At 70.6% G+C, this 26,272-nt stretch carries 26 protein-coding genes; 6 read left to right on the top strand and 20 right to left on the bottom strand.

The window, feature by feature from the left end; genetic code table 11:
- Window position 1: 1 nt before the first annotated feature.
- The 6 genes from kdpB to QSK35_RS19745 form a co-directional block, all read right to left on the bottom strand.
- Window positions 2-2,068: a potassium-transporting ATPase subunit KdpB gene (gene kdpB, locus QSK35_RS19770; RefSeq protein WP_285748204.1), complete on the bottom strand. Its 2,067-nt coding sequence runs from the start codon at window positions 2,066-2,068 to the stop codon at window positions 2-4.
- Window positions 2,065-3,687: a potassium-transporting ATPase subunit KdpA gene (kdpA, locus tag QSK35_RS19765; RefSeq protein ID WP_285748202.1), complete on the bottom strand. Its 1,623-nt coding sequence runs from the start codon at window positions 3,685-3,687 to the stop codon at window positions 2,065-2,067. The genes kdpB and kdpA overlap by 4 nt, the downstream gene beginning before the upstream one ends.
- Window positions 3,687-3,788 carry a K(+)-transporting ATPase subunit F gene (gene kdpF / locus QSK35_RS19760; RefSeq protein ID WP_285748200.1) on the bottom strand — a complete coding sequence of 34 codons (102 nt, stop codon included), beginning with the start codon at window positions 3,786-3,788 and terminating at the stop codon, window positions 3,687-3,689. Before kdpF ends, kdpA begins: the two co-directional genes overlap by 1 nt.
- Window positions 3,789-4,024: 236 nt before the next feature.
- On the bottom strand, window positions 4,025-4,225 hold the full coding sequence (locus QSK35_RS19755) for a hypothetical protein (protein WP_285748198.1): 201 nt from the start codon (window positions 4,223-4,225) through the stop codon (window positions 4,025-4,027).
- Window positions 4,222-4,755, bottom strand: coding sequence for a hypothetical protein (locus QSK35_RS19750; RefSeq protein ID WP_285748196.1), 534 nt, complete (start codon window positions 4,753-4,755; stop codon window positions 4,222-4,224). The genes QSK35_RS19755 and QSK35_RS19750 overlap by 4 nt, the downstream gene beginning before the upstream one ends.
- Window positions 4,756-4,817: 62 nt before the next feature.
- On the bottom strand, window positions 4,818-5,681 hold the full coding sequence (locus QSK35_RS19745; RefSeq protein ID WP_285748195.1) for an RNA polymerase subunit sigma-70: 864 nt from the start codon (window positions 5,679-5,681) through the stop codon (window positions 4,818-4,820).
- Between the two features lie 44 nt (window positions 5,682-5,725).
- Between QSK35_RS19745 and QSK35_RS19740 the strand changes: the two genes are divergently transcribed.
- Window positions 5,726-6,064: a nuclear transport factor 2 family protein gene (locus QSK35_RS19740; RefSeq protein ID WP_285748194.1), complete on the top strand. Its 339-nt coding sequence runs from the start codon at window positions 5,726-5,728 to the stop codon at window positions 6,062-6,064.
- Here the strand turns inward: QSK35_RS19740 and QSK35_RS19735 are convergent.
- Window positions 6,024-6,215, bottom strand: coding sequence for a hypothetical protein (locus QSK35_RS19735; RefSeq protein WP_285748192.1), 192 nt, complete (start codon window positions 6,213-6,215; stop codon window positions 6,024-6,026). The genes QSK35_RS19740 and QSK35_RS19735 overlap by 41 nt on opposite strands.
- A gap of 53 nt (window positions 6,216-6,268) precedes the next feature.
- On the opposite strand from QSK35_RS19735, the gene QSK35_RS19730 reads away from it, so the two are divergent.
- Window positions 6,269-7,024: a response regulator transcription factor gene (locus QSK35_RS19730; RefSeq protein ID WP_285748185.1), complete on the top strand. Its 756-nt coding sequence runs from the start codon at window positions 6,269-6,271 to the stop codon at window positions 7,022-7,024.
- Window positions 7,021-8,586, top strand: a complete 1,566-nt coding sequence (locus QSK35_RS19725) for a hybrid sensor histidine kinase/response regulator (protein WP_285748183.1) — start codon at window positions 7,021-7,023, stop codon at window positions 8,584-8,586. The genes QSK35_RS19730 and QSK35_RS19725 overlap by 4 nt, the downstream gene beginning before the upstream one ends.
- Window positions 8,587-8,596: 10 nt before the next feature.
- Here QSK35_RS19725 and QSK35_RS19720 read toward each other — a convergent pair whose 3' ends face one another.
- Both QSK35_RS19720 and QSK35_RS19715 read right to left on the bottom strand, forming a co-directional pair.
- A complete protein-coding gene (locus tag QSK35_RS19720; RefSeq protein WP_285748180.1) occupies window positions 8,597-9,094 on the bottom strand; it encodes a hypothetical protein in 498 nt (165 codons plus the stop codon).
- A gap of 266 nt (window positions 9,095-9,360) precedes the next feature.
- Window positions 9,361-9,753 carry a hypothetical protein gene (locus QSK35_RS19715; RefSeq protein WP_285748177.1) on the bottom strand — a complete coding sequence of 131 codons (393 nt, stop codon included), beginning with the start codon at window positions 9,751-9,753 and terminating at the stop codon, window positions 9,361-9,363.
- Between the two features lie 322 nt (window positions 9,754-10,075).
- Between QSK35_RS19715 and QSK35_RS19710 the strand changes: the two genes are divergently transcribed.
- The gene (locus QSK35_RS19710) at window positions 10,076-10,285 is read left to right on the top strand and encodes a hypothetical protein (protein WP_285748175.1); all 210 of its coding nucleotides are present in this window, start codon (window positions 10,076-10,078) and stop codon (window positions 10,283-10,285) included.
- Here QSK35_RS19710 and QSK35_RS19705 read toward each other — a convergent pair.
- The 10 genes from QSK35_RS19705 to QSK35_RS19660 all read right to left on the bottom strand — a co-directional run bounded on the left by QSK35_RS19705 (window position 10,270) and on the right by QSK35_RS19660 (window position 22,043).
- On the bottom strand, window positions 10,270-11,376 hold the full coding sequence (locus tag QSK35_RS19705) for a serine hydrolase domain-containing protein (RefSeq protein ID WP_285748173.1): 1,107 nt from the start codon (window positions 11,374-11,376) through the stop codon (window positions 10,270-10,272). The genes QSK35_RS19710 and QSK35_RS19705 overlap by 16 nt on opposite strands.
- Window positions 11,377-12,012 carry an ESX secretion-associated protein EspG gene (locus QSK35_RS19700; protein ID WP_285748171.1) on the bottom strand — a complete coding sequence of 212 codons (636 nt, stop codon included), beginning with the start codon at window positions 12,010-12,012 and terminating at the stop codon, window positions 11,377-11,379.
- Window positions 12,009-12,302 carry a hypothetical protein gene (locus QSK35_RS19695; RefSeq protein WP_285748169.1) on the bottom strand — a complete coding sequence of 98 codons (294 nt, stop codon included), beginning with the start codon at window positions 12,300-12,302 and terminating at the stop codon, window positions 12,009-12,011. Before QSK35_RS19695 ends, QSK35_RS19700 begins: the two co-directional genes overlap by 4 nt.
- Window positions 12,303-12,314: 12 nt before the next feature.
- Window positions 12,315-13,382, bottom strand: a complete 1,068-nt coding sequence (locus QSK35_RS19690) for a WXG100 family type VII secretion target (RefSeq protein WP_285748167.1) — start codon at window positions 13,380-13,382, stop codon at window positions 12,315-12,317.
- A 47-nt stretch (window positions 13,383-13,429) separates the two neighbouring features.
- Window positions 13,430-16,018 (bottom strand): AfsR/SARP family transcriptional regulator, encoded by a 2,589-nt coding sequence (locus QSK35_RS19685; RefSeq protein WP_285748165.1) that lies wholly within the window; start codon window positions 16,016-16,018, stop codon window positions 13,430-13,432.
- A gap of 101 nt (window positions 16,019-16,119) precedes the next feature.
- Window positions 16,120-17,349 carry an ABC transporter ATP-binding protein gene (locus QSK35_RS19680; protein ID WP_285748162.1) on the bottom strand — a complete coding sequence of 410 codons (1,230 nt, stop codon included), beginning with the start codon at window positions 17,347-17,349 and terminating at the stop codon, window positions 16,120-16,122.
- Window positions 17,346-18,257: a carbohydrate ABC transporter permease gene (locus QSK35_RS19675; protein ID WP_285748159.1), complete on the bottom strand. Its 912-nt coding sequence runs from the start codon at window positions 18,255-18,257 to the stop codon at window positions 17,346-17,348. The genes QSK35_RS19680 and QSK35_RS19675 overlap by 4 nt, the downstream gene beginning before the upstream one ends.
- Complete coding sequence (locus QSK35_RS19670; RefSeq protein ID WP_285748157.1) at window positions 18,254-19,555, bottom strand: ABC transporter permease subunit; 1,302 nt, start codon at window positions 19,553-19,555, stop codon at window positions 18,254-18,256. The genes QSK35_RS19675 and QSK35_RS19670 overlap by 4 nt, the downstream gene beginning before the upstream one ends.
- Before the next feature lie 6 nt (window positions 19,556-19,561).
- Entirely contained in the window at window positions 19,562-20,839 is a 1,278-nt protein-coding gene (locus QSK35_RS19665) for an ABC transporter substrate-binding protein (protein WP_285748155.1), read from the bottom strand.
- A gap of 10 nt (window positions 20,840-20,849) precedes the next feature.
- A complete protein-coding gene (locus QSK35_RS19660) occupies window positions 20,850-22,043 on the bottom strand; it encodes an ABC transporter ATP-binding protein (protein WP_285748153.1) in 1,194 nt (397 codons plus the stop codon).
- 133 nt (window positions 22,044-22,176) lie between these two features.
- Between QSK35_RS19660 and QSK35_RS19655 the strand changes: the two genes are divergently transcribed.
- The gene (locus QSK35_RS19655; protein ID WP_285748151.1) at window positions 22,177-22,866 is read left to right on the top strand and encodes a response regulator transcription factor; all 690 of its coding nucleotides are present in this window, start codon (window positions 22,177-22,179) and stop codon (window positions 22,864-22,866) included.
- Window positions 22,863-24,092: a sensor histidine kinase gene (locus QSK35_RS19650; protein WP_285748149.1), complete on the top strand. Its 1,230-nt coding sequence runs from the start codon at window positions 22,863-22,865 to the stop codon at window positions 24,090-24,092. The genes QSK35_RS19655 and QSK35_RS19650 overlap by 4 nt, the downstream gene beginning before the upstream one ends.
- 121 nt (window positions 24,093-24,213) lie before the next feature.
- Here QSK35_RS19650 and QSK35_RS19645 read toward each other — a convergent pair whose 3' ends face one another.
- A complete protein-coding gene (locus QSK35_RS19645) occupies window positions 24,214-26,226 on the bottom strand; it encodes a glycoside hydrolase family 15 protein (RefSeq protein ID WP_502881681.1) in 2,013 nt (670 codons plus the stop codon).
- Window positions 26,227-26,272: the final 46 nt, after the last annotated feature.

Raw genomic sequence — 26,272 nt, 5'->3', positions numbered from 1 at the left:
CTCAGCCAATCCCGGGGATGAGTCGCACGAGCAGGTCGATCAGCCAGATCCCGGCGAACGGCGTGACGATGCCGCCGAGGCCGTAGATCAGCAGGTTGCGCCGCAGCAGCGCGGACGCGCTGGACGGCCGGTACCGGACACCCTTGAGCGCCAACGGGATCAGCACCACGATGATCAGCGCGTTGAAGATCACCGCGGACAGGATCGCGCTCTGCGGCGTCGCGAGGTGCATGACGTTGAGCTTGTCCAGCTGCGGGTAGATCGCGGCGAACATGGCCGGCAGGATCGCGAAGTACTTCGCGAGGTCGTTGGCGACGGAGAACGTCGTCAGCGCGCCGCGCGTGATCAGCAGCTGCTTGCCGATCTCCACGATCTCGATCAGCTTGGTCGGGTCCGAGTCGAGGTCCACCATGTTGCCGGCCTCCTTCGCGGCCGACGTGCCGGTGTTCATCGCGACACCGACGTCGGACTGCGCGAGCGCCGGGGCGTCGTTGGTGCCGTCACCGGTCATCGCGACCAGCCGGCCGCCCTCCTGCTCCTTGCGGATCAGGGCCATCTTGTCCTCGGGCTTGGCCTCGGCGAGGAAGTCGTCCACGCCCGCCTCACCCGCGATCGCCTTGGCGGTCAACGGGTTGTCGCCGGTCACCATCACGGTCCGGATGCCCATCGCGCGCAGCTCGGCGAACCGCTCCTTCATGCCCGGTTTGACCACATCGGACAGTCGGATGACGCCCAGCACCACGTCGTTTTCCGCCACGACGAGCGGCGTGCCGCCGTCCTCGCTGATCCGGTCGACGATCTCGTCCGTCTCGTCGTTCGTCTCGAACCCGCTCGCGGCGCCCTTGCGGATCTTCGTGCCGTTGAGGTCGATGCCGCTCATCCGGGTCTGCGCGGTGAACGGGACGAACTCGCCGGCCTTCTCCGCGTCCGTGGCCTCGGCGGACAGACCGTACTTCTCGACGCACAGCTCGACGATGCTGCGGCCCTCGGGCGTGCCGTCGGCGAGGCTGGACAGGCGGATCACCTCGGCCAGGCGCTGCGGGCTGGTGCCGTTGACCGGGATGAACTCGGTCGCGCGGCGGTTGCCCCAGGTGATGGTGCCGGTCTTGTCCAGCAGCAGCGTGTCGATGTCACCGGCGGCCTCGACCGCCTTGCCGGACGTGGCAAGCACGTTGCGCTGCACCAGACGGTCCATGCCCGCGATGCCGATCGCGGACAGCAGCGCGCCGATCGTGGTCGGGATCAGGCAGACCAGCAGCGCGGTCAGCACGATCACCGACTGCTCGCCGCCGGAGAAGATGGCGAACGGCTGCAGCGCCACGACCGCGAGCATGAAGATGATCGTCAGCGTGGACAGCAGGATCGTCAGCGCGATCTCGTTCGGCGTCTTCTGCCGCTCCGCACCCTCGACCAGCGCGATCATCCGGTCGACGAACGTCTCGCCCGGCTTGGTCGTGATCTTCACGACGATCCGGTCGGACAACACGGTCGTGCCGCCGGTGACGGCACAGCGGTCGCCGCCGGACTCGCGGATGACCGGAGCCGACTCGCCGGTGATCGCCGACTCGTCGACCGTGGCGATGCCCTCGACGACGTCACCGTCACCGGGGATCACCTCACCGGCCTCGACGACCACGAGGTCGCCGATCCGCAGGTCGGTGCCGGGGACGCGCTCCTCGGAGCCGTCCTCGGTCAGGCGCCGCGCGACGGCGTCCTTCTTGGTCTTGCGCAAGGAATCGGCCTGCGCCTTGCCGCGGCCCTCGGCGACGGCCTCGGCGAGGTTCGCGAACAACACCGTGAACCACAGCCACAGCGCGACACCGATGGTGAACCCGCTCGGGTCGCTCACGGCGAACACGGTGACCAGCAGCGAGCCGACCCAGACGACGAACATGACCGGGTTGCGCAGCTGGTGGCGCGGGTGGAACTTGCGCAGCGCGTCCGGCAGTGACGTCAGCAACTGGCGCGGGTTGAACACGCCCGCGGCGACCTGGTGACCCAGGTTCTCCGCGTGGCGCTCCCGAATCTCCTCGGGTGTCCTTTGCGGACGTTCGGTTGTGGTGGTCACAGCAGGGCCTCCGCGATGGGACCGAGAGCGAGAGCAGGGACGAAGGTGAGTGCGGCGACCAGCACGATGCTGCCGGCCAGCAGGGTCGCGAACAGCGGCCCGGTGGTGGGCAGCGTGCCCGCCGTCTCCGGCACCTTCTTCTGCGCCGCAAGGGATCCGGCGAGCGCGAGCACGGCGACGATCGGGATGAACCGGCCGAACGCCATGCAGATGCCCAGGGTCGACTGGAACCAATCGTTGGTCACCGTGATGCCGGCGAACGCGCTGCCGTTGTTGTTCGACGCCGACGCATAGGCGTAAAGGATCTCCGACAGGCCGTGCTCACCCGAGTTGTTGAGTGCGCTGCCCGTGCTCGGCAGGATCGCCGCGATGCCCGCGAAGATCAGCAGCACGGTCGGCATCGCGAGGATCGACACCGCCGCCGCGGTCACCTCCCGCCGGCCGAGCTTCTTGCCCAGGTACTCCGGCGTGCGGCCGACCATCAGGCCCGCCAGGAACATCGCGATGATCGCCATCACCAGGATGCTGTAGAGGCCGGTGCCGACCCCGCCCGGCGTCATCTCGCCGAACAACATGTTCAGCATCGCGCCGCCACCGCCGAGCCCGGTGAAGCTGTCGTGCATCGAGTTGACCGCACCTGTCGACGTGCCCGTGGTGGAGTTCGCGAACAGCGCGCTTGCCGGGATGCCGAACCGGAGTTCCTTGCCCTCCAACGGACGCAGGCCGTTGGCCTCGGCCACCCAGATCACCGCGAGCATGGCGCCCCAGATCAGGCCCATGACGCTCAGCAGCACGTACCCCTGCTTCTTGTTGCCGACCAGCTGACCGAACGTGCGCGTCAGCGCGACCGGGATGACCAGCAGCAGGAAGATCTCCAGCAGGTTCGACCACGCGTTCGGGTTCTCGAACGGGTGCGCGGAGTTGGCGTTGAGGATGCCGCCACCGTTGGTGCCGAGCTCCTTGATCGCCTCCTGGGACGCGACCGGGGCGTTCGCCACGACCTGACCGTCAATGTCCACACCGGACTTGAGCGACATCGTGACACCGAGCGCGATCAGCACGATCGCGAACACGAACGCCAGCGGCAGCAGGATCCGGACCGTGCCGCGCACGAGGTCGACCCAGAAGTTGCCGAGCCGGTCGGACTGGTGCCGGACGAACCCGCGCACCAGCGCGATCGCGACCGCGAGGCCGACCGCGGCGGACACGAAGTTCTGCACCGTGAGGCCGACCATCTGGACCGTGTGGCCCATGACGGTCTCCGGGACGTACGACTGCCAGTTCGTGTTGGTCACGAAGCTGATCGCCGTGTTGAACGCCATGCCGGGCGGCACGTTGCCGCGGTCGTAGGCGAACGGCAGCACGGCTTGAATCCGTTGCAACAGATAGAGGAACGCGACGCTGACGAACGAGAAGCCGAGCACGCCGAAGGCGTAGGTGCTCCACTTCTGCTCGGAGTCCGGGTTCACCCGGACCGCCTTGTAGATCGCCAGCTCGAACTTGGAGTGCTTGGTCGCGCTGAACACGCGCGCCATGTAGTCGCCGAGCGGCCGGTACACCGCCGCCAAGGCCACGACGAGGATGCCGACCTGGACGAGGCCGGACACAGTGGGTGACATCAGAACTTCTCCGGCCGGATCAGCGCGATGAACAGGTAGACGATCAGCAGTAACGCGATCACGCCGGCGACGGCGTTCGCGAGCAGACCGGTGCCGCTCACAACTTCTCCAGTCCGCGCACGGTCAGCGCAAGCACGAGGAAAATCCCGATGAGCAGCAACGCGTAGGCCAAGTCGGCCATGACGCCGCTCCCTTCCCGACAACTGGTGGTCTCGACACCCGGAAGCGTGCATCGCCGAACCACCGGAATCAGGACGCCTGACGACCTCTTGACACCCCCGGCGGCCACCTTTACGCGATATTGATGCCGGGGAGACCTGCGTCTCAGCCCAACGGTTCACCGCGGTGACACGGTGTTATCCAGCACCCCTAGCCGAGGCCCGCGTTCGACGGCGATCAGCGCCCGGCGCACGCGGCGGTGCTCGGCGGACTCGTCACCGTTCGTCTCGACCCGATCCAGGCGCGCGGTGGCCTCCTCGGAGCGCACGTCGGCGGGAGTCAGCGCGACGCCCGCCCGGCGCACCAGCGGGAACGTCAATTCGATTTGGCCAGCTCGGCGTGCCGCGGACGCGGCACGACCGCCTGCTTGCGTACCCGCCCCAAGGGCTTGAACACCGACAGCACGTAGGAGATCAGCAACATGGTCGGCGCGACCACCACGGGCCCCAGCATGTGGGCCGACACGGAAACGGACGAGTCACCGGCCAGCATGCGCTCACCGATGCGGGCCGCCTCCGCGACACCGGGCCGCAGCGAGAACAGGATCAGCACGGACATGATCACGTTGAACGCCAGCTTGATCGCGACCCACCAGTAGCGCACAAGCCCGTACTTGCTCGTCACGCTCAGGATCGCGCCGGATATCAAGCACACCAGGCTGGCCACGAACATCGGCCAGATCGCGAACAGGTCGACCGCCTGGATCGCCATGCCCGCGGTCCGTGGCGACGCCACCAGTGAGACGACGACCAGGATGCCGAGCGCCAGGTCGAGCCCGAACCACGCGGCCGCGGACACGATGTGCGCCAGCAGGACCATCTTGCGGTTACGCCCACTGAGTCGGTTCATGCCAACAATGCTGGCGAGATGAAGCGCCGAGGGAATCCGTTGTGGAACGGATCTCGCGTACGTCAGTCTGCGTACACCAGGTACCGGTCGGGGTCAACGTCGAGGAACCTCGTCACCCCGGCGACACCACCGGAGGCCATCGTCAGCACCAGCACGCCGGCGGGCGAATCCTCCAGATAGCAACCGAACGCGGGCTGGCCGTTCGCCCGCGCGGGCACCAGCCGCAGTGGCCGGTTTCCGCGGGCCCGCAGGAACGCGGCGATCGCCGCACGCCCGTGGTACTCGTGCGGCGCGGGCGGCATGGCCAGCCACGCGTCGTCGGTCAGCAGGTCGACGACGCGCGGGATGTCGTTGGCCATGAACGCCGACGCGAACCGCTGGACCAGATCGGGGTCCGCTGAAACCGGAGTCGGCCGGTACCGCAGCGCGGCGCGGGCACGTTGCAGCAGGCCCTTCACGGCGGTCTCACTCGTGTCCAGCATCGAGGCGACCTCCGCGGCGGAGAAGTCGAGCACGTCGCGCAACACCAGTGCGGCGGTCTGGCGCGGCGGGAGGTGTTGCAGCGCAACGATGAACGCGAGTTCGACCGACTCACGCGAGGAGGACCAGGTGTCGGGGTCCGGCAGTGGCTGCAGCCACACCACCTCGTTGCGGCGGGTGGGCGGTGGCGGTTCGAACGGCGGCACCGGTTCGGGTGGCAGCCGCCGGACGAAGTTCAGGCAGCGGTTGGTGGCGATGCGGTAGAGCCACGTGCGCGGCGACGAGCGGCCGGCGAACCCGTCCAGGCCGCGCCACGCCGCGAGCAGCGTCTCCTGCAGGACGTCCTCGGCGTCGGTCAGCGAGCCGAGCATCCGGTAGCAGTGCACCAGCAGCTCGTGCCGATGCGCCGAGACCCACTCGTCGAACTCACCGTTCCGATCAGCCACCCGACGGTGTCTACCCCTCCGAACCGGAGAAAGGAAGCACCGACATGGACATCGCACTCGCCTATCACAAGGCCTGGACCAGCCATGACTTCGAGCTGGCCATGACGTACATCGCCGACGACATCGTGTGTGACGCGCCCGCGGGGCGGCTCGAGGGCGCGGAGGCGTTCCGCGGGTTCATGGGGCCGTTCGTGCAGATCCTCAAGTCCGCGAAGGTGCTCGCCGTCTACGGCGACGAGACGACGACGTTGTTGATGTACGACACGGAGACCGTCCCCGTGGCGAGTGCGCCCGCCGCCGAGCTGGTGACCGTGCGGGACGGGCTGATCAGGCACATCCGGATCATTTTCGATCGGCTGCCCTTTCAGCAGGCACGATCGTGAGGTTCGGGTAACGCTCGGCGAGACGCTCCATCCGTCCGTTCGACTCCTCGATCAGCCGCCTGGCCCGCGCGCAGAGCTCGCCCGACTCGACCGCCTTCTCACACGCGCGCTTCGCTGCGGCGTCGTTGTAGTGCTGGGGGTCGACCGCCACGCGGCTCCCTTCACCGGAGGAGTACCTACGGACTCCAGTGGTACGTTCCGAACATGGGTGCGGTATCGCCGGGAGATCGTCGGCCGGTCCACGATTCCGAGCCTCGGGAACCACTGCGCACCGACGTCACCCGACCCCTGGTGGTGCTCGTCGAGGACGAGGCGGACCTCACCGAGATGGTCGACGCCTACCTCAGCCGGGAGGGCTTTCGCGTCCTGACCGCGGGCGACGCGCGCTCCGGCACGGCGGTGCTGCGCGAGCACGGCGCCGACCTGCTCGTGCTGGACCTGGGGCTGCCCGACTGCAACGGCCTGGACTTCCTGCGCGGCGTGCGCGCGGGCAAGCACCTGCCGGTGATCATCCTGACCGGGTGGAGCAGCGAGCGGGACCGCGTGGTCGGCCTGGAGCTCGGCGCGGACGATTACATGATCAAACCGTTCTCGCTGGCCGAGCTGGCCGCGCGGATCCGGGCGGTGCTGCGGCGCAGCACGCCGGCGGTCGCGGATCCGGTCCTGCGGCACGGTCCGCTGTGCGTCGACACGGCCTCCCGCGAGGTCACGGTCGACGGCGCGCCGATGCACCTGACCCCGCTGGAGTACGAGCTGCTGGCGTTCCTCGCCGCCGCGCCACGGCAGGTGTTCTCCGCCGGGCAGCTGCTGCCCGCGATGCGCGGGTTCGAGCCGGGCCGGGGCGACGTCACGAGCGTGATCGAGCACGTCTATCGGTTGCGCCGCAAGCTGATCGCGGCGGGTGCGCGGCGGCCGCGCATCGTCACCGTGCGCGGCGCCGGATATCGGCTCGACCCATGAACGGCCTGGACTACGAGCGCCTGTTCGATGCCATGCCGACGCCGTGCCTGATCATGACGGCCGGCTTCACCATCGTCACCGTCAACGACGCCTACGCACGGGCGACGATGATCGACCGGGACGCCGTGGCGGGCCGGCCGATGTTCGAGGTGTTCCCGGACAACCCGGAGCTGCCCGGTGCCGACGGCGTGCACAACCTGCGGCGCTCGCTGCGGACCGTCGTGGAGACCGGGCGATCGGACGCGATGGCGTTGCAGCGCTACGACATCCGGGCACCGGACGGGCAGTTCGTCGTGCGGTACTGGAGCCCGGTCAACGCACCCGTCCTCGACGAGCGGGGGCAGGTGAAGCTGATCGTCCACCAGGTGCAGGACGTCACGGAGCTCGTCGCGACGCGTGAGTCCGAACAGCTGCAGGCCCTGGAGGCGGACCTGTTCACCCGCGCCCAGGAGCTGCAGGAGGCCAACCAGCGGCTGCGCGAGGCGAGTACCGAACTCCGGGGTCAGCAGGAGGCCAAGGACCGGTTCATCGCCACCCTGTCGCACGAACTGCGCAACCCGCTGGCGTCGGCGCGCGCCGCACTGGACGTGCTGGGCCCAGGTCATCCCGCGCTGGCCGTCATCGACCGGCAGCTCACCGCGCTGACCCGGATGACCGACGACCTGCTCGACGCCACCCGCGTCATGACCGGACGGCTGCAGGCCGCCCGGCACCCCATGGACCTGCGCCCGCTCGTCCACGCGGTGGTGGACGACCTGCGCGTGCCCGCGACGAAGGTGCTGCCCGCCGGGCCCGTGATGGTCGACGGCGACCCCGTCCGCCTCGGCCAGATGCTGACGAACCTGGTGGACAACGCGTACAAGCACGCCTCCGGCGTCCGGGTCACCGTCACCCTGCAGGCCACCGGCGGGGACGCCGAGCTGCGGGTCCGCGACTCCGGCGGCGGTTTCGACCCCGCGCTGGCGGAAACCGTGTTCGACCCGTTCATGCGGGCCGTCACGGGCCGGGACGCGCCCGCCGGTCTCGGGCTGGGCCTGGCGGTCGTGCGGGGCATCGCGGAGTCGCACGACGGCACGGTGTCCGCGCACAGCGACGGCCCCGGAACCGGCGCCACGTTCACCGTTCGCCTGCCGCTCACCGGAAAGCCCGTCGCCGAGCCGGCGCCACCCGCCGCCCGGTCACCGCGCCGGGTGTTGCTGATCGACGACAACTCAGACCTCGCCGAGATGTACGCCGCGATGTTGCGGCGGCTCGGCGACACGGTCACGGTCGCCACCACCGCGGGCGCCGGGCTCGACGCCGCGCGCGCCACTGCGTTCGACCTGGTCCTGTGCGACCTGGCGCTCGGTGAGGACATCGACGGCTACGAGATCGCGCGCAGGCTGCGCCGGTCCGAGGAGCACCGGGACACGCCGCTGGTGGCGGTCTCCGGCTTCAGTCAGGACGCCGACCGCGCCCGCAGCGGCGCCGCCGGGTTCGACGCGCACTTCGCCAAGCCACTCGACCTGCGCGAGCTCGACGCGTTCATGGCCGCCCGAACCCCGCGTCCCGAGCGCGGATGAGTCGGAAGCGTCACCGCCTGACGACGCTCGCCGCGATCCGCCCCGCCTGCTCGGCGTCCGCCACCGCGACCTTCGCCGCCACGACGACGGCCGACCAGGACGGCAGGACGCAGTACGGCCGGGGCGGATCGGCCCAGCACCAGCCGGTCGGGTCGCACCGGGCGTCGAGCGTGTTCGGGACGATCACCTGACCGCCCGTCGGCAGGAACTGCACGCGTGCCTGCCGCAGCACCAGCGGGAAGTTCGGCCCCTTCGCGCCCGTCGTGAGGAACGTGTGCCAGCGGCCGCCGGGCGAGACGATCACCGGTCCGGCCATGACGGCCACGCGCAGCTGCGCGGTCACCACCACGGCCATGTGCGCGGGCATCGTGATCGCCCCGAGGTCGCGTCCGACCGGCAGGAACAGCCGCCGGTGGCTCACGTCGAGCGCCACCCGCCAGCCCAGCATCTCCTCGTAGCGCGCCTTCACGTCCGACAAATCGCGCAGAACGTCAAGCTGCGCGGTCATGTTCATCCTTCTCGGCCTCCCGCCAACGCCATGGGCCGACCCACGCCACCGTGGAGGACGGGGGCGGCGTGGGTCGGCGGTAGAGGTGCCACCGCTGCCCTCAGGCCCCAGGCGGAACGCCGCGTCCGTCTCGACCTGCCGGCGGCACCGAAGTGCTTGGTGACACCCTCGCTCCGCCGGAAGGCCGAAACATCCGTCGGGTGACGTAGATGCGAAGGAAAGGTGAACGTACGTAGACGTGTGGCGTCAGTACGGGTTTGACCAGGTCAGAAGTGGTCGGACTGCGTCAGGTCGTGCTCCAGCGCGTCCGCCCCCGACACCAGCAGAGCCAGCGGCCGCGCGAACTCCTCCTGCACGCTCAGGTCCTCCAGCGGGACCGTGTGCTTGAGCAGGGCGACCCCGTCGACCACCGCGGCGCCGCCGATGCACCACGACCCGGCCTGCTCGAGCAGGCGGCGCAGGTCGATCTCGTCGGCCCGGCCGACCGGGGAGGAGATCTCCACCCACGGGACCCCGTCCAGGTCCGGCAGGTGGTGCAGGGTGACCTGCTGGGTGCGGTCGGCGCCCGTGTCGATGCGGAACCGCAGCCACTCGCCCGTCTCCTCCAGCACCTCGTGCCGGACGCGGACGTAGCTGATCACTTCACTCCACGTGGTCACCCTCGTCGCTCCCTAATCGTCCAGTGGCGCTGCACACCGTAATACCAAAAGATCGGGAGCGCGGGAGCTGAGGCAACGACCTGATAACCACGCCTTCAGCGCAGCGCTTCACCTGAACGGCCGCGTACCCTAATCCGAAGAGCCGGGCGGTGATCGCGCGGTGCGCCGAGCCGGTGATCAGCTCACTCCGCGGTGGACGTGCCAGCCGGAAACGGCCACCCACCGCGACAGCGCGGCGGGTGGCTCCTTGATCTCCGGGTATACCCCGATCACTGATCGGGTATGCCTGCACCAGATCCGTTTCGCACGGCGGAGGTAAACCATGCCGTGTTCGCAGCACATCCCGCCCGAGGCGGCGTGGGCCGACTGGCCCGACACCGTCTCCGCCACGGCGCGGGCCGTGGCACACCACGTCAGCAGGGGCGAGCCGGAACTCGCGGTGCGGCTGCTCGAAGGCATGCTCGCGGACGTCGAGTTCCGGCATCGCCTGATGACCAGGCTGTCCCGTCAGGACCGTCAGGAGGTCGCCTGAAGGGCGCAGTAGGCGTCCACCGCCGCCTTGCCCACGTCCCGCTGTCCCCGCGTGCCGCCCACGAGGTGGAACTCGTTCGCCGCGAACACGACCTGCTTGGCGCCGTCCTCGCTGGTCAGCCACGTGGTGAAGTACCCGAGCACGCCACCGGTGTGCGTCCAGACGCGGCCGCAGGGCGTTGACACGGAACCGACGCCCAGCCCGTAGCCGGCATCCCCGGTGCCCATCGGCACGGTCGTCTTCAGCGACGCCAGCTGCGCGGCCGGGAAGAGCCGGCCGGTGAACAGCGCGCGCTCGAAGGTGGCCAGGTCGTCCACTGTGGACACGATGGCGCCGGCCGGGCCGAACGTCTGGACGTTGGACACGGTGACGTCGCGGATCAGGATGCTGCCCACCCAGAAGGCGCCGTGCATGGACGGCGTCTCGGGGTCGTCGACGGGAAACGTGGTGTCGCGCAGGCCGAGCGGCTCGATGATCCGCTTGCGCACCTGCACGGCCGGTTCCTCGCCGGTGACGGCCTTGATCACCATGCCGGCCAGCACGTAGTTCGTGTTGGCGTAGTGGAATCCCCGCACCGGTGCCGCTTCCAGCGCGATGTCGACCAGGGTGCGCGGCGGCCACGGCTGGCGCGGGTTCGTGTTCGCCACGTACGGGACGCTCACGCGCGCGTCGGCGGAGTACTCCGGCAGCCCGGACGTGTGGTTGAGCAGCTGCCGGATGGTGATCCTGGTGCCGTCGTGACCGTTGGCGTCGACCACGCCGGGCAGCCACCGCGCGACCGTGTCGTCCAGCGACAGCCGGCCCTCGCTCTCCAGTTGCAGGAGCACGGCCGCGGTGAACGCCTTGGTGTTGCTGCCGATGCGGAACCGGGCGTGCGGATCGGCCGGGGTCTGGGCGAACCGGTCGCCGAGGCCGGCCTTGACGTACTGGCTGTCGGTTCCGTTGCGCACCAGGCCGATCACGCCGGGGTAGCCGTCGCGGACGCCCTGTTCGGCGCCGGCTCGGAGGATGTCGGCGGGCGTGGCCGCATGAGCGGGAACCGCGGTGGACAGGGTGAGCGCTACCGCCGCACCCAGGACAAGAAGCTTCATTCAACGACTCCGTGCGATCGTGGTCAGTTCTTCGACGGCGAGCCGCAACGCGGCCTGCCGCAAGGGGTTCACGCTCAACGTCCCGTCGCTCACGTCGACCTTCAGCCGACCGAGCGGTCCGTCCACCCAGGACAGTTCGGCGCCCGCGCGGGCTCCGTTGCGCGTGGCACCGAGCTGTCCCTTCCCCGTCACCTCCGGCAGGTCCTCGCCGGGGTTCGCGAGGTCCACCGTGAACGGGAAGCACTTCGCGGCCGGGTGCTCGGGCACGTACGTCATGAGCTCGGCGGCCACCGCGGTGTCCGCGATCCGGCGCAGGTGCAGCTCGTCGGACGTCTGGTGGCAGACGAGCGCCCGGTCGCGGTAGATCAGGGCGACGACGCTCGTCTCGGGATCGGTCAGTGTCAGGTCGACCGTGCCCCGGTGCTCGCGCAGTGCCGTGACCAGCTCGGCGGCCATGCCGGTCGGACCGTCCGGCGAGGCAAGACCACGCATCCGCAAGGTCTGCACGGCCACGGCGAGCAGCAGCTCGCGTTCCCCGCTGATGCGGCCGAACGAGCGCGCGTTCAGCGGGAACGGCGGCGTCACGCCCGCGTGGGTGGCGAGCAGGTCGAGCTCGACGAGTCCGAGTGCGGTCACGAGAGCCGCTCCTCGACGTCGAGGTAGCTCGCGATCGTCTCGGCGAGCGCGCGGTGGTAGCTGTGCAGCTCGGTGGTCGCCGTGCCGACCTCGCCGCTGAGCCCCGACCGGCCCGCGGCCTCCCGCAGCCGCAGGGCGAGGTGCTGCGCGGGCGGCGCGGTGCCCAGCTGCGGCAACCGTTCCGCCAGCCGGTCGGCCGACGTCACCAGCCCGTCCACGCCGTCACCGATCGCGGCCAGCGCGTTGGCCTGAGCGGTCAGCTCACCCGACTCGACCCGGTATCCGTCCATACGGCCCCCTCCTCACAGTCCGATGACGGGCGTGCACACCCGTTCGTCGACGTCGAACAACCCGTGGTCCGCCACGGGCATCCGGCTGCGGTGCTCGGCGTCCTGCTCGCCCTCGCGCCGCGCGCCGCCCGGTGCTCCCCCGGCCGCCATGCCGTTCGCCGCACGTCCGGCGGTACCAGCAGGCATGACGGTGGCGCTGAACGGCGTCGTCCCGAGCACGCCGGTGGCCATTCCCTTGGCCTCCAACGGGTTCGCGAGCCGCTGCCACGGCACACCACCGGCTGCTCCGCCACCGCTTCCCGCGAAACCGGAGACGCTCGTGGTGTCCGCGGCCGAGCCGAACGTCCTGGCAGCACCGGGCGCGCCAGGGGTGACGGCGTGGCTCGCCTCCGCGAGGCTCGCTTCGTACCGCTGCATCACGTGTACGGCCTCGGCCTTCTGCCCGGCGGCCGCGGCGTTGGCGAGGAACGCGCTGCCCGCACCGCCGACGAGAGCGCCGATCGCGGCACCCATCAAGGCCCCAGGTCCGGCGCCGACCCCGCCGGCGCCCGCTCCCGCCACGGCCCCGATGGCGGCGCCCACCCCGGCGCCGGCCGCGGTCCCGGCGGCGACGAGGGCGGTGGAGTCTCCTGGTGGCGGCGGCATCGTGTTACGTGCCAACGCGAGCGCGTCGCCGGCGTCCTGCGCAGCCTTGCCGATGGTGTCCGCTCGGGTGGCGATCCCGGTGGTGCGCTCCCCCAGCCGGTCCAGGCCCGTCCCGGCCTGCTCGGACGCCCGGCCGCCCCAGTTCTCGCCGAGCGCCTCGCGCTGGGTGCGCAGAGCGTCGGCGTGGCCGGTCAGCTCGGTGCCGTGCCGGCCCCACTCGGCGGCGACGTCGCTGACGTCACCGACGTCGGCGTCCTGCCAGAGCATTTCGTGCAGCTGCTCGTGGGTGTAGGCGTTCCAGTTCGTGGTGCCCGGCGGCACGGGCGCGCCGAAGTAGCCCTCCCACACGTTGCGCAGCAGATCCACGAGCGGCTGCACCGGCGTCCCCGCCACCGGCGCGAGCGCGGCACTCGCCAGGTCCTCGATCTCGTTCATGGACCCAAGGCTCGGGACGAGCCTTGAAATCGCGATGAAACCCCAGGTCAGGCGTCGAGCCGCGCCCGGATCTCCTGTCCCAGGTCCGGCCGGCTGTCCTCGGTGACCAGCGCGAGCGCCCGGTGGTGCAGCTCCCGGTCACCGGTCGCGCTCCCCAACCTGGTCAGGCACAACGCCTCCAGCCCGAGATCTCCGACCCGAGCCGCGAGCTCGGCCGCCCGCCCCAGCGCAGCGGCCGCCTCATCGGCACGCCCGAGCCCGAGGTAGACGGTCCCGACCGAGCCGAGCGCCATCGCCATCGCCCGCGCGTTGCCGAGCTTCTCGGCGAAGCAGACGCCCTGGGCGAGGCAGTCCAGGGCCTCGTCGGTCCGGCCGAACGCGTGGTGCAGCTCGCCGATGTTGGTGACCGCGAGCCCGGAGAGCCACTTGTCGTCGATCTCGCGCCCGATCTCCAGCACCTCGGTCAGCAGCGCGAAGGACTCGTCGAGCCGGCCGGCCGCCCTGGCGAGCGTGCCGAGCCCGGCCAGCGCCTGGGCGCGCGAACGCCGGTCGTCGCGGCGCGTGCTGATCTCCAGCGCGTCGGTGAACCACGTCCGCGAGGTCTCGTAGTGGCCCTGCATGCCGTACGCGATGCCGAAGCCGTTGCGCAGCGCCACCACCATGCGCGGGTCGCTGGACCGGTCGACCAGCGGGAACGCGATCTCCAGCGCCGCCCGGCACTCGTGGTACCTGGCCTGTCGCATGAAGTACTCGACCAGGCCCTCCGCGATCCAGCACGCGTAGTCGACCTCGCCCAGGTCGGCCGCGTACCGCACGACGTCGACGATCGAGCCGCCGGTCGCGTCCAGCCACGCCGTCGCGTCCTCCCAGCCGGTGAACGGCACGGCGCTCATCGTCGGATGGTCGCCCCAGTCGCTGGCGTACCGGGCGGCGGCGAGGAACAGTCGCAGCACACCGGTCGCGTCGAACGGCTCCGCAAGTCCTTTCGCGTAGACCGCGACCAGGTCGTGCAGCCGGTACCGCCCGGCCGCGGGCTGCTGCACCAGGCTCGCGTCGACCAGGTTCTCCAGTGCCCGTTCCGCGTCCCACGACGAGCAGCCGAGCATCGCGGCCACCGCCAGCGCCTCGAACTCCGGCGTCGGCGACAACCCGAGAACGCGGAATACCCGTTGCTGCTCAAGGGGAAGCTGGTCGTAGGACAACCGCAGGGCCGCCTCGACGCTGCGGTCCTCCGCGATCAACCCGCCGAGCCGGTCGCCGGTGAGCCGTTCGGCCATCTGCTCGTAGGTCCACATTGGACGGGTCTGCAGCCGGGCGCCCGCGATGCACAACGCCAGCGGCAGCCGTCCGCACAACCGCACCAGTTCTTCCGACGCGCCGGGCCGCGGCGCCAGGTGCCGCAACAGGTCGCGTGCCGCGCGAACGTCCAGTGCCCCCAACGAGATCCGGCGCCCGGCCGGCAGCCCGGCCAGCCGGTGCCTGCTGGTCACCAGCACCCGGCACCCCGGCCCGGCGGGCAGCAGCGGCCGCACCTGTTCGGCGCTCGAAGCGTTGTCCAGCACCAGCAGCAGCTTCACCGACGCCGTCGCCGCGCGCCACGACGCGGCCAGCTCGTCGATGTCGTCGGCGCGGTCATCACCACCGACGGCCCGCAGCAGCCGTTGCAACGCCGCGACCGGCCGCACCGGCGGGCGACCTTCGGTGTACCCATGCAGGTCGACGAAAAGGCAACCGTCGGGAAACCCAGGCCTGATTCGGTCCGCGGCCTGCACGACGAGTGCGGTCTTGCCCGCGCCGGGCACCCCGTCCACCGCGATCACCGCCGGTCCGTCCGCGGTCAGCACGGCAAGCTCGCGGTCGCGGCCGACGATGCCGGCCACGGCCGGCAGCTCGTTGCGCGGCCCGCGTTTCGGTGCGGCGCCGAGCATCTCCTGCTGTGCCTGGCAGGCCTCGCTGCCGGGCTCGACGCCGAGGTCCCGTGCCAGCCGGTCCCGCAGCCTGGTGAACACCTCCAGCGCGTCGGCCCGCCGCCCGGCCCGGTGCAGTGCGCGCATCAGCAGGACCGCCAGCGGCTCGTTGTGCGGATGCGTCTCGGTGAGCTCGCCCAGTTCCGCGATCACGTCTTCGAACGCGCCGAGCTTCAGCCGCCACTCGGACCGCCTGAGCTGCAACGTGATCAGCCGCTCGGTCAGCCGCCGCCGTTGCCCCGCCGCGTACGGCCCCGGCAGCCCGGCGAGCGGCTCGCCGTCGAACAGGTCGATCGCCCGGCCGAGCGCGCCGACCGCGGCATCGAGGTCACCGGCGCGCGCCGTCGCCGCGGCTTCGGCGGCGTGCTGTTCCATCGTCGTGACGTCGAGGTCGACCCCGTCGGCGTCGAACCGGTAGCCGCCGCGGTCGCTGACGATCAGCCCGGCGTCCAGGCACTTGCGCAGGCGGTGCACGTAGACCGGGACGACGCTGGCGCCGGTGCCCGGCGGCTCCAGGCCCCACACGCCGTCGAGGAGCTCCTGGCGGCTGACCAGGGTGCCGGGGCGCAGGAGCAGCGCCGCGAGCAGGGCACGCTGCCGCACCGGCCCCAGGTCCACCTCGTCGTCACCACGCCACGCGCGCACCGGACCGAGCACGGTCAGCCGCATACCCACCCCCTCGGCCCCAAACGTTACCGGGGAGCCCAGGCTCTAGGGCCGTTATGGCCACCATCACGGCCCTGAGGTCCGTCATGGTGGCCATAACGGTTCTAGCGGCGGGTCTTCGGGCCGATCCGGCGGCCGTCCGAAAGGTCGAAGAAGTGCAGCCGGTCCAACCGAAACCGCACGCCGACGGGTTCTCCGAGCGCGGGCCGCACATCCGGCGACACCCGCACCACCAGCTCGCTGTGCCGCACCTGGTGCCGCCCCTCCACGAAAACCTCCGCAGCCGGCGCAGGGAAAATTGACCGCAGCCGATCCACCAGCCCCCGCGGCTGCACGGGCACCCGAGGCGGCCGAGCCTCCGGAAGCTCCACCGGCCACGCCCCGACGTCGACCGACACGAGCGTCTCGTGCCCGTGGTGCTCGACGTGGCCGACCTGCCCGGTCAGCACGTGTCCCGGCGTTCCGGGCGCGACCGGCACCAGCGCCTCGGCCCGCGCCCCGACCGCGATGTCCTCACCGTCGTAGTGCGCGATCGCCCGCGCCCGCATGTCGGTGAACGGCAGTTCGAGCACCTGGCCACCGATGTGCAGCCCGACGTGGCTGTCGACCACGACGTGCACGTACGCCTTGAACAGGCTCATCCGCGGGCTGCCGAGGAACGCCGCGACGTGCATCGTCGCCGGATGCCGGTACACCTCGGCGGGCCGGCCGGAGTCCTCCAGCACCCCGTCGCGCAGCACGGCGATGCGGTCCGCCATCGTCTGCGCCTCGATCTGGTCGTGCGTCACGTACAGCATCGTCAGCCCGAGCGACCGCGCCATCCGCACGATCTCCGCCCGCAGCCCCGACCGCAGCACGGTGTCCAAATTGGACAGCGGCTCGTCCATCAGCAGCAACCGCGGGCGCCGCACGAGCGCCCGGCCCATCGCCACGCGTTGCCGCTGCCCGCCGGACAACTCGCCGGGTCTTCGCGCCAGCAGGTCCCCGATGCCCAGCGCGGAGGCCACCTCGGCAATCCGCTCCATTCTCGAAGCGGCGGGCACCCCGGCGATCTCCAGCGGAAACCCGATGTTCGATGCCACGGTCAGATGCGGGTACAGCGCGAAGTCCTGAAACACCATCGCCACATCGGTCCGCGGCCCGTCCAGGACCACGGACCCCCGAGTGGGCCGCTGCAGCCCCGCGACCATGCGCAGGATGCTCGACTTGCCGCACCCGGACGGCCCGAGCAGCACCACGAACTCGCCGTCGGCCACGTCCAGGCTCACGTCGGAGACCGCGACGGTGCCGTCGCCGAACACGAGGCTCACCTCGGACAGCCTGACGCCGGTCATTTCGTGGATCCCGCCAGCACGCCTTGTACGAAGTACTTCTGGAACACCAGGAACACCCCGAGCGGCACGATCATCGACAGGAACGCACCCGTCGACAACAGGTCGATGTTCGTGCCGAACTGGCGCAGCTGGGCCCGCAGCGCCACCGTGATCGGCGCCGAGTCCTGGTCCGCGAACACCAGCGCCACCAGCAGGTCGTTCCACACCCACAGGAACTGGAAGATCGTCAGCGACGCGATCGCGGGCTTGCCGATCGGCAGCACCACCCGTTTGAAGATCACCCACTCGCGGGCGCCGTCCATCCGCGCGGCCTCGATCAGGTCGCGTGGAATGCCGCTGAAGAAGTTGCGCAGCAGGAAGATGGCGAACGGCAGGCCGAACGCGACGTGGAACAGCACCACGCCGGTGATCGTGCCGAACAGCCCCAGCGCGCCGAACAGCTTCGCCACCGGGATCAACGCGACCTGAACGGGCATCACGAGCAGTCCGACGACGACCACGGTCAACGTCTCACGGCCCGGGAAGTCGATCCACGACAGGGCGTACGCCGCCAGCGCCGACATCACCACGACCAGGACCGTCGAGGGCACCGCGATGTAGAACGTGTTGAGGAACGACTGCCACACCGCGGAGTTCGCGACCAGGCCCGCGTAGTTGTCCAGTGTCAGCTCCGCCGGTTTGGTGAAGATCGTCCACCAGCCGCTGGCGGTGTTCGCCGACTCCGCCCGCAGCGACGCGATCAGCAGTCCCGCGACGGGGACCAGCCAGAACAGCGCGACCAGCGCCAGCACCACCTGGACGGTCCCGTTGCCGAGGCGCGAGACCAGGCGGGAGAACACGCCGCGCCGCGGTGCGCCGGACACCGACACCTCGACGACGCGGACCTCGTCCGTTACGACCGTCGTCATGACTGCTCCCGTCGGAATCTGCGGATGTTGAACAACATCGCGGGCGCGACCAGCAGAAAGAGGATCACCGCGAGCGCGCTGCCGACGCCCTGGTCGCCGCCGGTGCCGAAGGACACCTGCCACATCTGCAGCGCGAGCACGTTGGCCTCCTCCTGCACCGAACCCGGTGCGATGACGAAGACCAGCTCGAAGATCTTGAGCACGTTGATCACCAGCGTCACGAACACGACCAGCAGCACCGGCGACAGCAACGGGATCGTCACCCGCCGGAACACCTGCCACTCGGTCGCGCCGTCCACCCGTGCCGCCTCCAGTGCGTCACGCGGGATCGCCGACAGCCCGGCCGCGATGAACGTGATCGCGAAGCCGGTCATGATCCAGATCCAGGACGAGATGATCACTGGTGTGACCAGCGACGGTCCCAGCCAGGTCAGGCCGCGGAACGGCAGGGCGAAGTTCGACGGCGGCAATCGCAGCTGGTAGTCGCCCGAAGCGAGGCCGGGGAACGTGAACCGGCCGTCATCGCCCGCGGTCGTCCGGGAAACGACCTTCCCGTCGCGCACCGCCTCGACCGTGATGCCGGGCAGCCCGCGCTCCAACGGATCCAGCTGCCCCGCCTTGCCGCCGACCGACACGTCCAGCCACACGACGCCGCGGATCTCGCCCGTGCCCGCGGTCGGCTCGGACACCGACCGGGCCTCCTTCGGAATCCCGCCCGGCGAGAACCCGACCAACGGCACGAGCACCGTGCTGCCGGGCTGCACGGAAGCGTTGCCGACGAACCCGTCCGGTGTCGCGGTGAACGGCGCGCCCTCGCGTGGCCGGGCGCCGGGGTAGGCCGACGGCGGCACGAACACGTCGTGCACGCCGACCAGCGCCGCGTTCACCACACCCTGGTTGGGGTCTTCCTCGTAGACGAGCCGGAAGATGATGCCCGACGCGAACAGCGAGATCGCCATCGGCATGAACAGCACCAGCCGGAACGCCGTGGCCCAGCGGATCCGCTCGGTCAGCACCGCCAGGACCAACCCGAGGCCGGTGACCGCGGCGGGCGCGACCACCACCCAGATCACGTTGTTGCGGAACGCCGTGAGCGTTCGTGGGTCGGTGAACGTCTCGACGTAGTTGCTCAGCCCCACGAACTCGGTGCCCGAGGAGTCGAAAAAGCTGCGGAACACCGAGAACACCAGCGGGTAGAGCACGAGCGCCGCGAGGACCAGCAACGCGGGCAGGAGGAACGGAACCGCCTGCCGGGGCGAGCGCCCCGGCGCGGCGTCCGTCGTGTGACGCGAGATCAAGTCAGGTCACTTCCCGTAAGCCTTGGCGGCGTTGGCTTCCAGGCGCTGGATGATCGCGTCCGCGTTCTTGGGGTCGGCCAGGAAGTCCTGCAGGTCCTTCCACTCCCCCGCGCCCTTCGTGCCGCCGAACGCGGCCGGCGCGAGGTCGGACATGTCGAACCGCACGTTGTCGCCGGCGTCGACGAGCCGCTTCGCGAGGTCGCGAGTCACGTCGTCCGGGTAGGCGTCGGCCGGGATGTCCTTGTTGGGCGACAGGAAACCGCCCAGCGGCGCCCACACCTTGCCCGCCTCGGGCGAGGCGAGGAACTTCATCAGCTCGGTGCTGGCCTTGTCGTCCTTGAACTGCACGGCCATGTCACCACCGGCGACCACCGCGTCCTTGCTGCCCGCGACCGAGGGGAACGGGAAGAACTTGGCGTCCTCGCCGACCTTCGCCTTGGTGTTGGTGGAGATCACGCTCGCGACGAAGTCCGCCTCGAACACCATCGCGGCCTTCGCCGGTTCGCCGAACACGTCGATCACCGACTTGGGGAACTCGGTCTGCAGCGGGTCGCCCGCGATCAGCTTGCGGTCGCCCCACAGCTTCGCCAGCTCGTCGAGCGCTTTGCGCACCGACGGGTCGGTCCACGGGATCTCGTGCTTGGCGAGCTTGTCGTACATGTCCGGGCCCGCGGTGCGCAGGTAGACGTTCTCGAACCAGTCGGTGAGCGTCCAGCCGTCCGCGCCGCCGACCGACACCGCCGCCTGCCCGGTGTCCGCGAGCGCCTTGCCGGTGGTGACGAGCTCGTCCCACGTCTTCGGCGGCGTGGCGCCGACCTGGGCGAACGCCTTCTCGCTGTACCAGACCGCGGACTTGTTGGCGGCCTTGAAGTAGACGCCGTAAAGCTTGCCGTCGACGCTGCCGAGCTGCTTCCACACGCCCGCGTTGTGGCTGCCCACGGCCTGTTCGACCTCGGCGCTGAGCGGCTTGAGCGACCCCGCCTTGACGAACTGCGCGACGAGGCCGGGTTGCGCGACCAGCGCGACGCTCGGCGGCGTGCCGCCCTGGACTCTGGTCTGCAGCACGGTCGGCAGCTCGTCACCGGCCGGGGTGTACTTGACGTCCGCGCCGGTCTTCTCCTTGAACGCGGCCAGCACCTTCTCGAAGCTCTTCTGCTCGTCGCCGGACCAGGTGCCCACCACCTCGACGGACTGGCCCTTCAGATCGGCTCCCCCGCCGGTCACCGCGGCACCTCCCGAGCACGCCGTGGCCGCCAGCACGGTCAACACGATCCACTGCCTCATGACGCTCCTTCTACTTCCAGATCGAGGACCCGGACTCCGGGTCGAAGAAGTGCAGCCGGGAGGTGTCCACCCAGGCGGCGACGGGTTGTCCTTCGTAGATGTGCGTGCGCGGGCTGAACCGTCCAACGAGGACGGTCCCCTTGCCGGACTTCGGCAGGTCGTCCGTGCCCGCGTCCTTCGCGAGCTCCTTCGTGTCATCGGTGACGACCGGCGGGGCGTCGACCGGGAAGTGCACCAGCACGTCCGAGCCCATCGCCTCCACCAGGTCGGCCACCGAATGGAGGATCTGCCCCTCCCGCGCGTCGGCGAGCGAAGCGTCCTCCATGTCCTCGGGCCGGATGCCGAGCACCACGTCCCGTCCGGCGTACCCCGCGAGCGCCGGGCGTTGGTGCAGCACCGAATCCGGCAGCAGCAGGGCGTCGGAGTTCAGCGACACCCAGAACCGGCCGTTCGGATCACGCTCGAGCCTGGCCGTCACCAGGTTCATACCGGGCGAGCCGATGAACCCCGCGACGAACAGGTTGACCGGGCGGTCGTAGAGCTCCTGCGGCGGCCCGACCTGTTGCAGCACACCGCGTTTCATCACGGCCACGCGGTCGCCGAGGGTCATCGCCTCGGTCTGGTCGTGCGTCACGTACACCGTCGTGACGCCGATCTCCCGCTGGATCCGCGCGATCTGCGCCCGCATCTGCACACGCAGCTTGGCGTCCAGATTGGACAGCGGTTCGTCCATCAGGAACACCTGCGGTGCCCGCACGATCGCCCGGCCCATCGCGACCCGCTGCCGCTGCCCGCCGGACAGGTTGCGCGGCTTGCGGTCCAGGTGCTCCTGCAGTTCGAGCACACTCGCGACCTCGCGGACGCGGTGGTCGATCTCCTTCTTCGGCAGCTTGCGCAGCGTGAGGCCGAACGCGATGTTGTCGTACACGTTGAGATGCGGGTACAGCGCGTACGACTGAAACACCATCGCCACGTCCCGGTCACGCGAGGGCACGTCGTTCACGACCTGCTCGCCGATCCGGATGGCCCCCTCGGTGACCTGCTCCAACCCGGCGATCATCCGCAGCGCGGTCGTCTTGCCGCACCCCGAGGGGCCGACGAGCACGAGAAACTCCCCGTCGCGGATCTCCAGGTTGAGGTCGCGGACCGCACGGGTGCCGTCCCCGTACGACTTGCCGAGACCCGTCAGAACGACTTCTGCCACGCCTAGCTCCCTGGTTCGGTGTGCCGCAGACCGTAGGCCCGCCCGTCCTAAGAGAGGTTTAAGGACGAAGCACGATCTCCATAAGCTCGCAACACCCCTTCGTTTCCGCCCGCCGGGTGCTTACGCTGCGTGCATGTCGAAGGTGCTGGTGGTCGAGGACGACCCGGTGGTCCAGGCGGCGCTCGTGCACGCGCTGACCGACCTCGGGCACGTCGTGCAGGCCGTCGGCACCGCCGTGGCCGCGTTGCGAGAGGCCGGCACGCACGAGCTGGACCTCGTCATCCTCGACCTAGGCCTGCCCGACCTCGACGGCGTTGCGGCGTTGCGGATGCTGCGCGGCGTGAGCAACGTGCCGGTCATCATCGCCACCGCGCGCGGCGCCGAGAGCTCGGTCGTGAGCTCGTTGAACGCGGGCGCGGACGACTACATCGTCAAGCCGTTCTCCAGCGAGCACCTCGCCGCCCGCATCAACGCCCTGCTGCGCCGCACCGGCGGTTCGTCGTCTTCCGACAGTCGTGACGTCGTGGTTCTGGGTGATCTGCGGATCGACCTGGCGCAGCGCGGCGCCACGCTGGGTGGCGAGCCGATCGCGTTGAGCAGGCGCGAGTTCGACCTGCTCGCCTACCTCGCGCAACGGCCGGGGCGGGTCATCAGCAGGCGTGAGCTGATCCAGGCCGTGTGGGGGCACCCGTACGTCGGTGACGACAAGACGATCGACGTGCACGCGTCGTGGCTGCGCCGCAAGCTCGGCGAGACCGCCGCGCGGCCCAAGTACCTGCACACCATCCGCGGCGTGGGCTTCAAGCTGGCGGCGCCGGAATGAGAGCGGTCGTCACCCGCGCGCTGCTGGTCGCTCTGGGACTGGTGGCCACGGTGTTCCTGGCGACCGTCGTGTTCCTTGTCGTCTCCTCAGCCCGGGACCGTGCGGTTTCGTCGGACCAGCGTGACGCTGCCGTCGTCGCCGCCGTGTTGCGGGTGACGAGCGATGTCGACGCCGTGCGCGCCACGATCGCCGGCACCACCGCAGGTGCCTCCGGCAGGCTCGCGGTCCGGTTCGCCGACGGCACGACGGTCGGCACCGGGCATGGTCCCGTCTTGGCGTCGGTCGACGGCTCCGAGGTGCTGGTCGAACCCGCTCCGGTCGCGGTGCCGGTTGCCTGGCTGGGCTTGCTCTTCGGTGTGATCCTTGGCTGCTCGGCCGCCGCGTTCCTGTTGGGGCGCAGGCTGTTCACGCCCGTGCTGCGCGCGTTGCGGGTGCTCGCGGACACCGCCGGACGGCACGACGTCCGCATCCGGTTGACGGGCCCGGACGAGCTGGTCGCGCTGGCGAGCGCCATCAACGCCACCGCCGACCGCACGGAACAGTTGCTGGCCAAGGAACGCGAGATGATCGCCGACGTCTCGCACCGCCTGCGCACGCCGCTGACCGCGCTACGCCTGGACGCCGACGCGGCCGGCGCGGGCCCGGTCGCCGACCGCATCCGCACCGCGGTCAGCTCCCTCGGGCACGACGTGGACCGGATCATCCAGCAGCTGCAACCGGTCGCCACCTCACCGTCCGCCTCCTCGTGCGACGCCGCCGCCGTGGTCGAGGCGCGGATGCTGTTCTGGTCCGCGCACGCGCTGGACCAGGGCCGCGCGTGCGAGGTCGACCTGCCGCTGTCGCCCGCGCCGGTGCCGCTGTCGCCCGACGCGCTCGGCGCCGTCGTGGACGCGTTGCTGGACAACGTCTTCCACTACACGCCCGCGCACGCGGCGCTGGGTGTCTCGGTCGTGCGGCACGCCGGCTGGGTCACGCTGGCGGTCGAGGACGCCGGTCCCGGGATCGCCGATCCCGAGGCCGCGCTCTCACGTGGGACCAGCGGGGGCGGCTCGACGGGACTCGGCCTGGACATCGCCCGCTCGGCCGCCGAGGCGACGGGCGGCACGATCCACCTCGAGCGCGGCCAGCTCGGGGGTGCGCGGATCCGGCTGCGGCTCGGCGAGGCGAACAGCCACCACGCCCCCGCGAGCCCGCGAGCTTGGCGGCTGTGGCGGCATCACCCCTGAGGTGTGTCCTGAAGGGCACCCTCACGGCACCAGACGCCCTGAGGGTGCCCTTCAGGACGCTTGGTGTCGTTAAGGCCACCTTTGCTGCGGGGGACGCAGCAAAGGTGGCCATGACGGCACTTCACCCCTGATCGAGCAGCTGCGCGCAGCGGATCAGGCCCAGGTGGCTGTACGCCTGCGGATGGTTGCCGAGGGAGCGTTCGGTGATCGGGTCGTACTCCTCCGCCAGCAGCCCGGTCGGCCCGGCGCAGTCGACGAACCACTTGAACAGCTCCTCGGCCTCGGTCCGCCGCCCGGTCCGCAAATAGGCTTCGACCAGCCACGCCGTGCACAGGTGGAACCCGCCCTCGTCGCCGGGCAGCCCGTCGTCACGCCGGTACCGGTACACGGTCGGCCCGCTGCGCAGCTCCGCCTCGATCGCGCTGACCGTCGAGGCGAACCGCTCGTCGGCCGGATCGAGCAACCCCGACAGCCCGATGTGCAGCGACGCGGCGTCGAGATCCGTCCCGTCGTACGCCGTGGTGAACGCGCCGACCGAGGCGTTCCAGCCGTGTTCGAGCACGTCAGCGGCGATGGCGTCCCGCAACGAGCACCAATCGGGGGCAACCGGACGCCCGAACCGCGAGGCGATCGCGATGGCCCGGTCGACCGTCTGCCAGCACATCACGCGCGAGTACACGCGGTGGCGCGGCACGTGCCGTTCCTCCCAGATGCCGTGGTCCGGTTCGTGCCAGCGGCGCCTGACCGCCTCGACCATGGCGCACACGACGTCCCAGTCGCGGGAAGCCAGCAAGCCGCGCGCGACGGCGAGGTCGTACACCAGGGAGACCACCGGCCCGAACACGTCGAGCTGCACCTGCTGGTCGGCCAGGTTCCCGACCCGCACCGGCCGCGACCCCGCGTACCCGGACAGCGTGCCGATGACGGCCTCCGCCTGGATCGGCCCGCCGCGCACCGAGTACAGCGGGTGCAACCGCTCCGGGCCGGGCACGGTCTCGAGCACGCCGTGCAACCAGTCGAGGAACGCCTCCGCTTCGGCCGTCGAACCCAGCGACACCAGCGCCTGGGCGGTCAGCGCGCCGTCGCGCACCCAGCAGTACCGGTAGTCCCAGTTGCGCACGCCGCCGATCTGCTCGGGCAGCGACGTCGTCGCCGCGGCCAGGATCGCCCCGGTTTGCGCGTGGCACAACGCGCGCAGCGTCAACGCCGACCGCGCCACCAGGTCCCGCCGCACACCCGGCAACGTCAGCCCGTCGAGCCACGCGCTCCAGTGCTCCTGGGCCTGCCGGCGGCGGGGTTCCTCGGGAACGGCAGCGAGATCGTCGGTGCCGCAGCGCAGTTCCAGCACCGCGGGCGGGTGCACGACGGCCCGCGCGGTGTCGCCGTCGATCTCCCACTCGACGCCGGGTGCGCGCAGCACGATCGGCTCGGCGGTGCCGACGACCCGCAGGCCGTCCGCCACAAGCGAGAGCCGGACGTGGACCTGCCCGAACTCCGGCCGCGGCGCGAACTCGACGACCGCGGGCACCCGGCCCGTCACGACCCGCACGAGGTCGGTGCGGTGCTGGCCGGTGTCGTGGGTGAGGTAGTCGGTGACCAGCAGGCCCGCCCAGCGCGTCTCGACCGTCGTCGTGCCCGGCAGGTAGCGCTGCCCGAGCGGCAACCGGCCGTGCTGGGGGCGGACCGAGAAGTGCCCGGCGTCCGGTCCGCCGAGCAGCTCGGCGAAGAGCGCCGGCGAGTCCGGCTGCGGGTGGCAGAGCCACGTCACGCGCGCGTCCGGCGTGAGCAACGCGAGCGCCCGCTGGTTGGACAGCAGGCTGTGCCGTTCGATCGGCACCGCCGCGGCGCCGAACTGCCACCTGCGGCGTTCCTCCAGCAGCGTCGCGAGCTGCTTCATGTCGCCGATCCGCACGCCCGGCTCGTCCACTGTGGACACACCGCCGACCAGGCGGATCTCGGCGGGCAGCCGCGTCTCGACGGCGAGATCGCCGACCGGACGTTGCGAGTGCACCACCACGGTCGTCGCGGGCAGCTCGGCCAGCGACCTCAGCGCGCGTACCGCCTCCGGGCCTTCGACGAGGTCGTAGTCGCACACCACGACGAGCCGCGCAGCGCGGGAGAAGTCTTCCGTCACGTGCGGAACGGTAGGAACGCCCGGTCGTGCCGTGGTCGTCCTTGGC

It is taken from the genome of Lentzea sp. NBRC 105346, from assembly GCF_030269605.1.
In the GTDB taxonomy this organism is placed as follows: Bacteria; Actinomycetota; Actinomycetes; order Mycobacteriales; family Pseudonocardiaceae; genus Lentzea.
The sequence above is the reverse complement of the archived record's forward strand: the minus strand, read 5'-3'. Positions and strand labels throughout refer to the sequence as shown.

Bases quoted from the DNA above. Each gene is read 5' to 3' on its own strand.
- kdpA (WP_285748202.1), bottom strand. From the start codon at position 3,687: ATGTCACCCACTGTGTCCGGCCTCGTCCAGGTCGGCATCCTCGTCGTG.
- QSK35_RS19750 (WP_285748196.1), bottom strand. From the start codon at position 4,755: ATGAACCGACTCAGTGGGCGTAACCGCAAGATGGTCCTGCTGGCGCAC.
- QSK35_RS19740 (WP_285748194.1), top strand. From the start codon at position 5,726: ATGGACATCGCACTCGCCTATCACAAGGCCTGGACCAGCCATGACTTC.
- QSK35_RS19730 (WP_285748185.1), top strand. From the start codon at position 6,269: ATGGGTGCGGTATCGCCGGGAGATCGTCGGCCGGTCCACGATTCCGAG.
- QSK35_RS19725 (WP_285748183.1), top strand. From the start codon at position 7,021: ATGAACGGCCTGGACTACGAGCGCCTGTTCGATGCCATGCCGACGCCG.
- QSK35_RS19720 (WP_285748180.1), bottom strand. From the start codon at position 9,094: ATGACCGCGCAGCTTGACGTTCTGCGCGATTTGTCGGACGTGAAGGCG.
- QSK35_RS19710 (WP_285748175.1), top strand. From the start codon at position 10,076: ATGCCGTGTTCGCAGCACATCCCGCCCGAGGCGGCGTGGGCCGACTGG.
- QSK35_RS19705 (WP_285748173.1), bottom strand. From the start codon at position 11,376: ATGAAGCTTCTTGTCCTGGGTGCGGCGGTAGCGCTCACCCTGTCCACC.
- QSK35_RS19695 (WP_285748169.1), bottom strand. From the start codon at position 12,302: ATGGACGGATACCGGGTCGAGTCGGGTGAGCTGACCGCTCAGGCCAAC.
- QSK35_RS19690 (WP_285748167.1), bottom strand. From the start codon at position 13,382: ATGAACGAGATCGAGGACCTGGCGAGTGCCGCGCTCGCGCCGGTGGCG.
- QSK35_RS19685 (WP_285748165.1), bottom strand. From the start codon at position 16,018: ATGCGGCTGACCGTGCTCGGTCCGGTGCGCGCGTGGCGTGGTGACGAC.
- QSK35_RS19680 (WP_285748162.1), bottom strand. From the start codon at position 17,349: ATGACCGGCGTCAGGCTGTCCGAGGTGAGCCTCGTGTTCGGCGACGGC.
- QSK35_RS19675 (WP_285748159.1), bottom strand. From the start codon at position 18,257: ATGACGACGGTCGTAACGGACGAGGTCCGCGTCGTCGAGGTGTCGGTG.
- QSK35_RS19665 (WP_285748155.1), bottom strand. From the start codon at position 20,839: ATGAGGCAGTGGATCGTGTTGACCGTGCTGGCGGCCACGGCGTGCTCG.
- QSK35_RS19655 (WP_285748151.1), top strand. From the start codon at position 22,177: ATGTCGAAGGTGCTGGTGGTCGAGGACGACCCGGTGGTCCAGGCGGCG.
- QSK35_RS19650 (WP_285748149.1), top strand. From the start codon at position 22,863: ATGAGAGCGGTCGTCACCCGCGCGCTGCTGGTCGCTCTGGGACTGGTG.